This is a genomic window from Sediminicola arcticus (assembly GCF_040566695.1).
Taxonomy (GTDB): domain Bacteria; phylum Bacteroidota; class Bacteroidia; order Flavobacteriales; family Flavobacteriaceae; genus Sediminicola; species Sediminicola arcticus.
In genome coordinates this window covers 211,401-223,841 of record NZ_JBEXAE010000002.1, presented here as the reverse complement: position 1 = coordinate 223,841, position 12,441 = coordinate 211,401, and the positions used below count along the sequence as shown (strand labels likewise).

10 protein-coding genes and 1 pseudogene are annotated in these 12,441 nt (G+C 37.2%); 7 read left to right on the top strand and 4 right to left on the bottom strand.

Translation table 11 applies throughout. From position 1 onward, the window contains the following. Positions 1-74 precede the first annotated feature (74 nt). From ABXZ36_RS04795 to ABXZ36_RS04765, 7 genes and pseudogenes are all read left to right on the top strand, one after another. The gene (locus ABXZ36_RS04795; protein ID WP_354614348.1) at positions 75-413 is read left to right on the top strand and encodes a cupin domain-containing protein; all 339 of its coding nucleotides are present in this window, start codon (positions 75-77) and stop codon (positions 411-413) included. Continuing rightward, a complete protein-coding gene (locus ABXZ36_RS04790; protein ID WP_354614347.1) occupies positions 406-1,035 on the top strand; it encodes a DUF2141 domain-containing protein in 630 nt (209 codons plus the stop codon). Before ABXZ36_RS04795 ends, ABXZ36_RS04790 begins: the two co-directional genes overlap by 8 nt. Before the next feature lie 130 nt (positions 1,036-1,165). Next, the gene (gene hflK, locus ABXZ36_RS04785; RefSeq protein ID WP_354614346.1) at positions 1,166-2,143 is read left to right on the top strand and encodes an FtsH protease activity modulator HflK; all 978 of its coding nucleotides are present in this window, start codon (positions 1,166-1,168) and stop codon (positions 2,141-2,143) included. Next, positions 2,143-3,078: a protease modulator HflC gene (hflC, locus tag ABXZ36_RS04780; RefSeq protein WP_354614345.1), complete on the top strand. Its 936-nt coding sequence runs from the start codon at positions 2,143-2,145 to the stop codon at positions 3,076-3,078. The genes hflK and hflC overlap by 1 nt, the downstream gene beginning before the upstream one ends. Positions 3,079-3,397: 319 nt before the next feature. After that, positions 3,398-3,826, top strand: coding sequence for a hypothetical protein (locus tag ABXZ36_RS04775; RefSeq protein WP_354614344.1), 429 nt, complete (start codon positions 3,398-3,400; stop codon positions 3,824-3,826). 18 nt (positions 3,827-3,844) lie between these two features. Then, entirely contained in the window at positions 3,845-4,066 is a 222-nt protein-coding gene (locus tag ABXZ36_RS04770) for a hypothetical protein (protein ID WP_354614343.1), read from the top strand. A gap of 251 nt (positions 4,067-4,317) precedes the next feature. Next, positions 4,318-4,983: pseudogene (locus ABXZ36_RS04765) on the top strand (multicopper oxidase domain-containing protein); the annotation flags it as partial. 208 nt (positions 4,984-5,191) lie between these two features. On the opposite strand, the gene ABXZ36_RS04760 reads toward ABXZ36_RS04765, so the two are convergent. The 4 genes from ABXZ36_RS04760 to ABXZ36_RS04745 form a co-directional block, all read right to left on the bottom strand. After that, complete coding sequence (locus ABXZ36_RS04760; protein ID WP_354614342.1) at positions 5,192-5,899, bottom strand: hypothetical protein; 708 nt, start codon at positions 5,897-5,899, stop codon at positions 5,192-5,194. 713 nt (positions 5,900-6,612) lie between these two features. After that, the gene (locus ABXZ36_RS04755) at positions 6,613-8,064 is read right to left on the bottom strand and encodes a TolC family protein (RefSeq protein WP_354614341.1); all 1,452 of its coding nucleotides are present in this window, start codon (positions 8,062-8,064) and stop codon (positions 6,613-6,615) included. Continuing rightward, positions 8,057-11,299, bottom strand: a complete 3,243-nt coding sequence (locus ABXZ36_RS04750; RefSeq protein ID WP_354614339.1) for an efflux RND transporter permease subunit — start codon at positions 11,297-11,299, stop codon at positions 8,057-8,059. The genes ABXZ36_RS04755 and ABXZ36_RS04750 overlap by 8 nt, the downstream gene beginning before the upstream one ends. Before the next feature lie 22 nt (positions 11,300-11,321). Next, positions 11,322-12,404 carry an efflux RND transporter periplasmic adaptor subunit gene (locus ABXZ36_RS04745; protein WP_354614338.1) on the bottom strand — a complete coding sequence of 361 codons (1,083 nt, stop codon included), beginning with the start codon at positions 12,402-12,404 and terminating at the stop codon, positions 11,322-11,324. Between the last annotated feature and the right edge of the window lie 37 nt (positions 12,405-12,441).

Here is a 12,441-nt window from a genome sequence, read left to right as displayed (position 1 = left end):
TCTTCATATTTACCTCCAATTCGAAGCGAACGTATGGAAATCATTTTCGCATCACATTTTAAAAAATATCAATCATGGAAAACACAGAAATTGACAAATCGGAAGCTTTCATTATTGTTGAAATCATAGAATATGTTTCCAACGCTGTGCTCATTAAAACAATCATTAAAAAAAGCACCGGTAATGTAACTGCCGTTTCCGTTGATACTGGTGAAAACCTCACAGAAAAAATTTCTCCCTTTGATCGGTTTATTCAAATTATTGAAGGTAGTGCGGAAATTGTGATCGATGATCGATCACAGACCTTAGAGACGGGCCAATCTATCATAATTCCTGCCCATATCAAAAATACCATCAAGGCCAATGAGCGTTTTAAAATGATTTCAACGATTATTAAAAGTGGCTATGAATAATGAATATTCTAAAGTTTCATCACTCGAGCATGAAGAACTTGAGGAATCAATCCCGTTTAAAGACGAAACAGTTTATAACACTAATTTTAAATATTATGGTAACATGTTGAATAATCCCCTTTTCACGCTTTCTTCTCAAAATACCAAGCTGTATGATACGAGTGGGATTTCCCGAAAATTTTCACAGGTGATTTTTTTGCTGGTTTTGAGCTTGATATGGTTACCTTCAGATGGGTTTGCTCAGACAGAATGCCCCTCCGTTAATGTAAAAATCCAAAATATAAGTAACAGTACCGGGGTTATCGCCTGTGCAGTTTTTAAATCCGAGGAAGGTTTCCCCGGTAAATTCCTGAAATTCGCATCCAAGACCATGTTAACACAAATAAGAGGAAAAGATGCAAGTTTTGAGTTTTCAGATATTAAGCCGGGAAAATATGCTATTGCCGTGATCCATGATGAAAACCTCAACGGCGAACTTGACACTAATATGTTTGGGATACCGACGGAAGGTTATGGTTTTTCCAGTGGTGCAGAGGTCACATTGAGCGCCCCTTCGTTTTCTGATGCCTTATTTTCATATGATGGAGGACATCTTCAAATGTCTATTTCTATTAACTACTAAAATTTAAAATTAATTAATCCTATCATAAAAAAATAAAACTGGAAAATATTCAAAGCAGGATATACACCTAGAAGTATTATTTGAATAAAAAATGTATGTGTATTACCTATACATTTTAAAAATAAACAAAATGAATATAGAAAAATTAAAACTACCCCCCCAATTACAAAAAATACTTCAGTTCTGGCGACCTATTATTTCATTGCTATTTTTGGTGATTATGCTGTGGTCCTCAATTTTCCAGATAAGCACTGAAGAAGTAGGTGTTATTACTCGATTTGGAGAATATGTTAGACAAGTAGAACCAGGGTTAAATTTTAAAATACCCTTAGCGGAAGATGTTTATAAAGTTCCGGTCGAAAGACAACAAAAACTGGAATTTGGTTTTCGGACAGGCAAAGCTGGAATAAACACTCAATATCGCGAATCATCAAGTACAAAAGATGAATCACTAATGCTAACTGGTGACCTTAACCTGGCAGAAGTGCAGTGGGTTGTGCAATATAGAGTAGATAATGCCTACAATAACCTGTTCGAGGTTAGAAACCCTCAGAGCACGCTGCGAACGCTTTCTGAAGCTGCAATGAGACAGATTGTTGGTGACCGAACCGTAAATGAGGTGCTGACCGTTGGGCGTACTGAAATAGGAAGTAAATCCCAAGAACTTATTCAGCAAATATGCAGAGAGTATTCATTGGGTATTAAAATAGAACAAGTTGTGCTTCAGGATGTAAATCCACCGGAGCCCGTAAAAGCAGCTTTCAATGCCGTAAATGAAGCGCAGCAAGAAAAAGAAACATTGATTAACCAGGCAAAATCCGAATACAATAAAGTAATACCCAAAGCAAGAGGTCAAGCGGAGGAAACCATTCAGCAAGCAGAAGGATATGCCGCCGAGAGGGTAAATAATGCCGATGGTGAAGCTGCCAGATTTACGGCTCTTTATAATGAATTTATCAAGGCCCCTGAGGTAACAAAAAGAAGGGTTTACCTTGAAACAATGTCAAGCGTGATCCCCAAAATTGGTAACGTGGTCATAACAGACGATAAAAGCAACAACGTGTTACCTTTACTACAAATGCAGATGAATAAAAAAAATTTAAAATAATGAAAACTAAATCAATTTTAATTACAATTTTAGTCATTATTACTCTGATCGGTTTAAACAGCAGTGTTTTTATTGTACAGGAAAAAGACCAAGTAGTAATCACACAATTTGGAAGACCTGTTGGAGAAGCTATTATCGAGCCAGGGATGTATTTCAAGGTGCCTTTAATACAAAACGCTAATTATTTCGAAAAACGTGTTATGGAATGGAATGGTGACCCAAACCAAGTACCAACCAAGGATAAAAAATTCATTTTTGTAGATACCTATGCAAGATGGCAAATTACAGACCCACTTCAGTTTTTTAAACGGCTAACGAACGAACGAGGAGCGCAATCACGAATAGATGATATTCTAGATGGTGACACAAGGGATTTCATAGCAAACAATGATATTGAAGAGGCTGTGCGCACCAGTAACAGAGTCCCTGAATCCTCCGATACTGATATTATTGGTGATTCCCTGGCAAAGATTTATGTAGGTAGGGATAAAATCCAACAAATGATACTAGAGTCAGCAAATGAACAGACTGCAGACCTGGGGATTGAAATATTGGATTTTCGATTTAAACGTATCAATTATGTGCAAGAAGTGCAAGATCAAGTGTACGAGCGAATGAAAAGTGAACGTTTCCGTATTGCTGATAAATTCAGATCAGAAGGTCAAGGAGAAGCCTCACGTATCAACGGTGAAAAAGAACGAGAGTTAAAAAACATACAATCACTAGCATTTAGGGATGCTGAAATGATTAAAGGTAAGGCAGATGCCAACGCAGCCTTGATTTATGCAAAAGCTTATGATAGGTCAAGTCAATCGAGGAGTTTTTATGGCTTTCTGAAATCTATGGAAACATTTGAAAAAACTTTTGATGGAAAAACGTCCATTTTTATTTCAACAGATAGCGAATTGTACAAGTACTTGAAAAAGATGGATTGACGTTTTATGAAAAATTGATAAATACCATTTGTACTTATAAATAAAATCATAAAAAATCCACTTTATATAATCGCCACTTTATTCACTCCGATTAATGAATTCAAAAGTATTTTGTTCAAAGCAAATAGTTTTGTAGTTAAGCCAATTATTATTTTGATGTGAAATGGTTAACTACCAAAACAATCAGTCAGATGATAATTATTATTAATTAACGAAAGGAAAATAATTATGTTGTTCAAAACAAAAATCCTAAAAGGGTACAAATTTAGATGTTAACGATGGCGAAATAGGCAAGGCTAAAGAATTCTATTTCGACGATTTGAACTGGGCTGTTCGCTATTTGGTTGCTGATACAGGGAACTGGCTTATAGGCAGACAAGTGCTGATTTCACCTTATGCGTTGATTTCTATAAATCAGGAAGTCGAAACCATAGGCATAAATTTAAACAAAAAGCAGATTAAGGAAAGTCCCTCGTTGGATAATAACAAACCCGTATCAAAACAATTTGAGATGGCTTACTATGGTTATTATGGATGGCCGGTTTATTATACCGGAATACACATGTGGGGAGCTTATCCATATTTAATGCGTGACATTAAGGAACAGAAAATATTAAAACAAGAAGAAGAAAAATCCTGGAACTCTAATTTGCGTAGCACCGATACTGTGAGTGGCCTCCATATTCAGTCTAGCGCTGGAGAAATTGGTCTGAGAAACCTGAGGATAGGTTACATTAATAACAGATAAGACTTTAAAAAACTAATTATGGACATTTTACAAGAAGCGGCAGTATTTGAAAAAGCCAAAATGAGTCATATGACCACTAGTGATAGAGTGACAGCTTCAAGAGAAGCAAAACGACTTGTATTAGCAATCAACGAGATTTATAAGAAGACAAAAGAAACAAACTTAATGGATGTAATGAAGCGGTTAACCGTTAAGAAAAAAAGAATTGATATTCGATTGAAAGGAAGACCAGCTTCATGAATATGATAAACCAAAGATTGAAAGTCTAAATAATGGTGGGATTAAGTATGTCGCTCGAGTTTTAAAAAATATACTTATTACACCTTGGTTTGAAGGGGTTAAGATATTAATTATGAAATTTTTGATGTATTCGATATTCTGGAATTACAATTGAACCAAATAGAATTGACAAAACCCTACTATCCATAACCAAATTAATCTATTATTTCACCAATTAAAAGGTTTGGAGCAAGTTCAAAAGATTGTCGAAAATGAAGAGTTCAAAATACATATCACTACTTATTTTATTGGGATGCCAAACCATTTTTGGTCAAAACATTTATGAACAGTCCCAAGAAGGAAACAATGAAAACCGACCAGTTCACGAATACACCTTGACCATCAGGGAAGAAATAGTTGACAAGGCAGGAAAAGAAGTAAAAGGAATGACAGTAAACGGAACAATTCCATGTCCAACTTTGAAATTTACCGAAGGTAAATATACGGTCATTTATGTAAAAAATGAAATGAGTATGGAAACCTCCGTCCATTGGCACGGAATTATCATTCCTAATTTTTTTGACGGTGTTCCCTATTTGACCACGCCTCCCATTCGCCCAGGCGAAACCTTTAAATATGAATTTCCTGTAACGCAAAATGGCACTTATTGGTATCATTCCCATACGATGTTACAGGAACAAAGCGGAGTCTTTGGTTCGCTTCTCATAAACCCAAAAGAAAAAACATTAGATTATGACAAAGATTTTGTTTTAATGCTTCCCTACTGGACAAATGAAAAACCAATGAATGTACTGCCAAACCTAAAACGTGGCAACGAGTGGTACGGAATGAAAAAAGGAACATCCACCCCATTAAATAAAGTAATTGCCCGTGGTGCTTTTGGTGCACAGCTCGATTTTTGGAGACAGCGAATAAAAATACCCAGCAGACTTAAGGCATAAAAAAATGCCAAGCCCACTGGGTATTTTTAAAAACTTTAGGATACCCGTAGTGTAAATAACGGGTGTTTTTATTTACAATATTGCGATGTCCAAGGGTAACTAATTTCCCTTTCTCCAGCTAACTAAAAAAGGTTTTGTATAACCTTAAAGCTGATCAATCCGTTTTGGTGTTTATCAGAATTAATTACTTCCAATATCCCAAACGAACACGAAGGCCTGAACGTACTAGGTGAGATTCTCCGTTGGTATCCGAGAATTCCTTCCAGGCCTTTTTATTGGAAGCCTTTTGGGCATCCGTACGCATAGCGTCAGCACCGCCCATAGCGCTTTTAAAATCTTTAAATCCATTGATTACCCAACGATTTTCCCCATCGGGTGAAACCCCAGAGGTGAAATTACCCATCATATTAAGCATATCGCCTGGAAGGTTCACATTGATATATTTGGTATAGGCCTTGTCCCATATTTCGCCATCCTCTACATGAACAATAAAGTATTTTTGAATTGGATAGTCTAAACTAAGGTCTCCTTTATGGGCCAGTCGCGTTCCCATACGTGCACTGTGACCCTCCTTTATGTGCTGGTTCAATTGTACTAAAAACAATTTCCAGGTATCACCACTGTCATTAGCATACATGTTTCCCAAAGCATCCAATGATCCGGAAAACCCAATGGAATGAGTGAAATTGTTGCTGTTGTCATTAAAATGGTTTTCATACAAGCTTACCGTAACACCCGTTGATTTATTCGCGGTAAAGTAATCATCTACTAATTTGTAGAACATATCCACATTCTGTGGTTCAACTACAACATAGTAATTTGTCCAATAATCCTCTTGAGCACTAATAGAGAATGTCATAAAAAATAATAAGCCAAAAAATACATTTTTCATTGGTTATGGTTTTAGAAATTAATTCTTAAATTAAGTAATACCAAGATTTTTTTTCTCTCTTTAGGGACGAAACCGCAAAATTATTGTCCTAAATACCGCGAAAATTGTCCTAAGTGCATTTTTCGATTCACTACCCAGATTTAATTTTAAGATAATTCTTACCACTACCATTAAAGGAATGGGATAGGGCCATAGATACAATCACACCCCCAGCTTCCCAATATCCTCCGAATAGCAGTAAAATAAGGCGTTCTATTTTAATTTTTTACAAGTAACAACATCAGCCTTATTTCTATATTGAGCATATCCAGATATATAAGAATCCATTATAGGCTACTTTTCCAAATCCTGCGGTTTGAATGAGCAACAATATAATGCACAGTAGCGTTGAATTGGCAATAAACAGACTCTGAAAATTGGAAAAGTAACATTTGAAATTGACCGTTTCCTGTTCCATGTCATTCAAATATTCGGAGCAACTTAACGCATGACAAATGTTAATCTTACTTATGCATCTTTAATTTGCAACATTGCGAGAATTAGGGATATGCAATCCTTAGGCTCTATCATTGAAGCCAACAGGTTTAACCTAAATTCAAACACACTAGATCATAGGGATAATGATCACCTAAAAATATTATAAAATAAAATGCCATTTTACACTAGTGTAAAATGGCATTTTAAATTACCGTAAAATCAATAAAAAAGCTATTTCAATTCCAGCCTCCTCCCAATGCTCGATACACATTGACCTGGGCAAGTAGTTGGCTTTTTTTAGTTTCTACTAGCTCTATTTTAGATTCTAATGCATCCCGCTGGGTCAATAATACTTCCATATAATCTGCCCTAGCTGATTGGAATAGACGTAGAGAGATATCAATAGATTCTGTCAGTGCCTTTACCTCCCTTTCTTTTAATTTATACCTCTCGTTTAGGTTCCCTATATTGGAAAGTTGATTGGCCACCTCGATATAGGCATTTAAAATTGCTTTTTCATACTCGTAAACGGCCATAAGCTGCCTATCACTTGCATTTATATATTCCGCTTTTAGCGCATTCCTGTTAATTAAAGGCCCAACTATATCCCCGACCACAGAGTACAAAACAGATTCTGGAGTGGAGGTAAGGAATTTGGGTTTAAATGCCTGCAAACCAATCCCAGCCTTTATTCCTAAAGAAGGATAAAAATTCGCTTGGGCAACCTTAACATCTAACTTTGCAGCCGACAACTCAAATTCTGCCTTTCGTATATCTGGGCGATTTTGCAACAATTGGGAAGGTAGGCCTGTATAAATGTTATCCACCTTCCTTTCTATAAAATTATTGGCATTTCTTAAAATGTGCTGTGGAGATTTCCCGATCAAAAAATTGATCTTATTTTCAGTTTCCACTATTTGCTGCAAAATTTCATATTTGTGGCCTTGATTCTTCAATACCTCTGCATCAAATCTATGGACTGCCAATTCGGTTACCCTAGCAGCCTGTTTCTGAAGCTTAACCATACCAAGGGCATTTTGTTGAATCTCCAAGTTCTCTTCTATGATGGCCAATTGATTGTCTAAAGCTACAAGTTCATAATACGAATCTGCAATTTCTGAAACTAGGTTGGTAAGCATAAAATTCTTGCCCTCAACACTGGCCAGATACTCCAACAAAGCCGACTTTTTAGCATTTCGCAATTTTTTCCAAATATCAAGCTCCCATGATGCAGAAAGGCCCAAGGAATAATCGGTCAGAGGTTCTGGAAATTTTTCACCCTCCCGTATATTGAGATTCTCTTCTACTGCACCATTCCTGGTATATTTACCAACTTTTTCAACCGCTGCCCCTCCATAAAAATTCACAAATGGTAAATATTCCCCTTTTCTAGCCTGAATATCGTTTTTAGCCATGTCTACCTGCAATAACATGATGTTCAGTTCCTGATTGTTAACTAGAGCGGTATCGATTAAGGAAATTAAATTAGGATCAGAGAAAAACTCCCTCCACTTCACAGTAGCCGTATTCATGGTATCTATAACCTGTTTATTGTAATGGTCCGGGACACTCGTATTCTCATCCCTCAACTTCCTAGAAGGCACACACGAATACAAAGCTAATATTGATATAACGACAACTAAACATGACTTTTTATTTCTAAACATGTCTATCAATTTCTTATTCATTTCCTGTTCTTTTGGTTAATTTTATCAAAAGCTTTTTAAGCTCTCGTAGTTTTTCTTTTGTTTTACTACCCCTTTCAGTGGTTCGCATAAACTCTTCCGAAACAGACTCGTTAGATTCGCCCTTAATGAGACTACGGCCCTCAGCCATTTTACCAAAAAAGTAGTAAAGACCTGGGATAATTATAACGCCAAAAATGGTTCCAATGAGCATTCCGCCCATGGCAGACCCCCCAATGGTTCTGTTCCCAATTGCCCCAGCTCCTGTAGCCATGACCAAAGGGATAAGACCTGCAATAAAGGCAAAAGAGGTCATTAGAATAGGTCTAAAACGAGCTCTAGAACCTTCTATGGCAGCTTCCAAAATAGTGGCGCCCTTTCTGTGTTTTTGCACAGCGAACTCTACAATTAACACCGCATTTTTACCTAATAATCCCACTAACATTATCACCCCAATCTGGGCATAAACATCATTGGCAAGACCCATCAGTTTTAATAGGGCAAAGGAGCCAAATACTCCAACAGGTAAGGATAGAATAACTGCAAATGGCAGTAAAAAACTTTCATATTGTGCCGCAAGAACAAAATACACAAAAATTAAAACTACAATGAAAATATAAAGGGATTCATTACCTCTATTGGCTTCATCATAAGAAAGTCCTTCCCAGGCAATGTCGTATCCTCTAGGAAGCGTTTTCTTAGCCACTTCTTGAATAGCATGTATAGCATCTCCCGAGGTATACCCATTAGCAGGAAGACCATTAATAGCCGCAGAATTATAAAGATTATACCTAGTTATTTCATTTGGACCTAATCGTTTTTCCATGGTCATAAAGGCAGAGTACGGTACCATTTCCCCTTCCTCATTCTTCACAAAAAGTTTTTCCAAATCTGATGGAAGTGCCCTGTATTCAGGAGAAGCTTGGGTATAGACCTTGAAGAACCGACCAAATCGGATGAACCCTTGCTCGTAAGTGCTTCCTATTAGGATATTGAGATTTTCCATTGCCTTACCAATACTTACGCCTTTCTGCATGGCTATCTTGTTATTGATTTTTAGTTCAAATTGAGGATAATTGGCAGAATAAAAAGTAAACAATGCGGTTAATTCCTTTCGCTCACCCAACGCCTTCATAAAATCATTGTTGATTTTTTCAAAAGCATGGTAGTCCGTGGAGTTGGTCTTATCTAAAAGACGCAACGAAAATCCACCGGAAGATCCAAAACCAGGAACTGCAGGGGGTTCAAAATATTCGATAACCGCACCTAAATCCTTTGTTTCTTCCTCCAATAATTCCATTATTTCATGCACCGAATTTTGCCGTTCTGACCAGGGTTTCAAATTGATGAGACAGGTACCGGCATTGGAACCCCTGCCCTCTGTCATAATCTCATAACCCGCCAAGGATGAAACAGATTCCACACCATCTATTTCTTCACAAATTTTCTGCAATTTTCTTGCTACATCATTGGTGCGTTCCAAGGTGGCACCTGGAGGTGTTTGTATAATCGCATAGATCATACCCTGATCTTCGTTAGGGATAAAGCCGGCAGGAAGCACTTTACTGGTAAAAAATATTCCCACACAAAAGGCTATAAGAATTCCGAAAGTAACCATCCTTCTGGCAACAATCTTGTTCAATAAACCTATATAACCGCCTGTTAATCGTTCAAATCCTTTGTTAAACCAAGCTATAAACTTATCTATAGGAGATTTCCTTTTTGGTTTGCCATGATTGTTCTTTAACATCATTGCGCATAGGACTGGTGTTAACGTAAGCGCCACAACGGCAGAAATAATGATGGACCCAGCCATAGTAATGGAAAACTGCCTATAAAATACACCAACAGGACCAGACATGAAGGATATGGGTATAAAGACCGAAACCATGACCAAGGTAATAGCTACAATAGCCCCCCCTATTTCTCCCAGTACAACATAAGATGCTTTATACGGAGTGAGGTTTTCCTCTTCCATCTTAACGTGAACTGCTTCTACAACCACAATAGCATTATCTACAACAATACCAATGGCCAAAACCAAAGCAAACAATGTAATCAGGTTAATAGATAGGCCAAATAATTGCATCACGAAAAAGGAACCAATCAATGAAACGGGTACCGCAATAATTGGGATAAGGGTTGAACGCCAGTCACCTAAAAATAGAAATACCACAATAGCCACGAGAATAAATGCATCTCTTAACGTATGTAAAACCTGCTCTATTGAGGCATCTAAGAAATTAGAAACGTCATAACTTATTTTATAATCTACTCCAGGAGGTAAGGCTGCTTTTAGTTCCTTTAACTTCTCTTTTACATCATCTATCACATCCTTTCCATTACTTCCCAAGGTTTGCTTTAAGATAATGGATGCGGATGGATGACCATCTAAATTGGAATAGATATCAAAAAATTCACTGCCCAATTCCACGTCGGCAACATCAGATAATTTTAAGATTTCACCTTCCTCATTGGCACGTATGATAATTTCCTTGTACTGTTCCGGTTCATTATATCTATCCTGATAGGTAAGCACATACTCTAAAGACTGTGAAGTTTTACCTGAGCTTCCCCCTAATCTTCCTGGTCTGGCAATGATACTTTGCTCTTGCATAGCCTCCATAACCTCCTCCGCAGAAACGTTATAAGCACGCATGCGGTCTGGTTTCAACCATACCCTCATTGCATATTTTCTACTGCCCAATATTTGGGCACTGGCAATTCCATTAATCCTTTGTATTTCCGGAATTATTTTTGTGTATGCGTAGTTGTATAAGAACAGTTCATCGTCATTTTCCTGATTACTGTATAAGTTTACATACATCAACATACTTGGCTGAACGGGTGTAATTATAACCCCTTCCCGTTGCACTAAATCTGGGAGTAAAGGCATCACCTGGTCTACCCTTGTCTTAACCATCACCACAGCCTGATTGGGATCGGTCCCTGGTTCAAATATGATTCGCATCGTACCTTCACCTGCACTTGTAGCATCAGATGCTACATATCGCATCCCTTGCACGCCATTGATGGCGGTTTCTAATGGAATTAAAGTTGACTGAACTAATACATCCGCACTAGCACCTGGGTAGGCAATAAAAATATTGACGGTAGTAGGTGCAATTTCAGGGAACTGAGATATGGGTAATTGTTTTATGGCCAACAAGCCTGTAAAAACGATTACTACCGATATGACTATAGCCAATACCGGTCTTTGAATAAATTTACTGAACATTTTTTCTGGGATTTGGTTTTAATTATTCTGCGTATAAAGCCAAATTGGCCATCACAGACTTTGGTACAACAAATTCGGATTTGATCTTTTGCTTATCCTTTACCATTCGTATCCCGTCCAGTAATATTCTATCCGTTTCTTTCAGTCCTTTATCTACAATAAAAAGGTGTGGTAATTCTGCGCCAATGGTTATTTCTGTTTGTCTTACAATATTATCCTTATCAACTATAAAGACATATGTTTTATCTAATATCTCAAAGGTTGCCTTTTGGGGAATAATCAAAACGTCTTTAAAAGGAACGTTCATTAGAATACTTCCAGTCTCCCCATGCCTTAGTAGGCGATCAGGGTTTGGAAATGTAGCTCTAAACGCTATATTACCAGTTACATTATTAAACTCACCCTCAATAATCTCAACTACACCAATCTGGCCAAAACGTTTATTATTAGCCAATAAAAGTTCCACTTCTTTGTTGCTTTTTTTATCAGTACTAGTCATGTAATCCAAATATTCTGCTTCGGGCACATTAAAATAGACCCACATCTTGCTATTATCAGATAGGGTAGTCAATAATTCTCCTTCGTCCAAGAGACTTCCTTCACGTACGTGAAGATGATCCATCATACCATCAAATGGAGCTCTAATATCCGTAAAACCTAAATGGGTCTGGGCCAAATAGACTTCTGCATTGGCTTTCTCTAAGTTTGCTTTTGCCAAAGCAAGTTCATTTTCAGATACCACATTACCATCGGCCAATAACTTAGTATTCTTAAATTCAATCTGGGCCGCTTTTGCCTCAGCGTTGGCTTTTTGAAGTTCTGCCTCATAGATATTAGGCATTATATGGAACATTCTCTGGCCCTTTTTTACAACCTGACCTTCATCTACAGAAATTTGTTCTAAATAGCCTTTTTCAAGGGTCCTCAATTCAATATGTTTAATAGAATGTATTTGACATACATAATCCTTTGTGATGGAAGTATCTTTTTTAATAGGACTAGTCACGAGATACTTAGCCTCGTCTTGCTTTTCCACTTTTTTCGTTTCACAACTTGTATGGAACAATAATGTAAGCACGCCAATGAGTATGGGGATTTTCCTCATAATAATATATAGTTTATTAAGTTGGTCATTGACCAAT

What these genes read in the sequence shown, in the direction of transcription:
- ABXZ36_RS04795 (WP_354614348.1), top strand. Translation starts at nt 75, where the DNA reads ATGGAAAACACAGAAATTGACAAATCGGAAGCTTTCATTATTGTTGAA.
- ABXZ36_RS04790 (WP_354614347.1), top strand. Translation starts at nt 406, where the DNA reads ATGAATAATGAATATTCTAAAGTTTCATCACTCGAGCATGAAGAACTT.
- hflK (WP_354614346.1), top strand. Translation starts at nt 1,166, where the DNA reads ATGAATATAGAAAAATTAAAACTACCCCCCCAATTACAAAAAATACTT.
- hflC (WP_354614345.1), top strand. Translation starts at nt 2,143, where the DNA reads ATGAAAACTAAATCAATTTTAATTACAATTTTAGTCATTATTACTCTG.
- ABXZ36_RS04770 (WP_354614343.1), top strand. Translation starts at nt 3,845, where the DNA reads ATGGACATTTTACAAGAAGCGGCAGTATTTGAAAAAGCCAAAATGAGT.
- ABXZ36_RS04760 (WP_354614342.1), bottom strand. Translation starts at nt 5,899, where the DNA reads ATGAAAAATGTATTTTTTGGCTTATTATTTTTTATGACATTCTCTATT.
- ABXZ36_RS04755 (WP_354614341.1), bottom strand. Translation starts at nt 8,064, where the DNA reads ATGAATAAGAAATTGATAGACATGTTTAGAAATAAAAAGTCATGTTTA.
- ABXZ36_RS04750 (WP_354614339.1), bottom strand. Translation starts at nt 11,299, where the DNA reads ATGTTCAGTAAATTTATTCAAAGACCGGTATTGGCTATAGTCATATCG.
- ABXZ36_RS04745 (WP_354614338.1), bottom strand. Translation starts at nt 12,404, where the DNA reads ATGAGGAAAATCCCCATACTCATTGGCGTGCTTACATTATTGTTCCAT.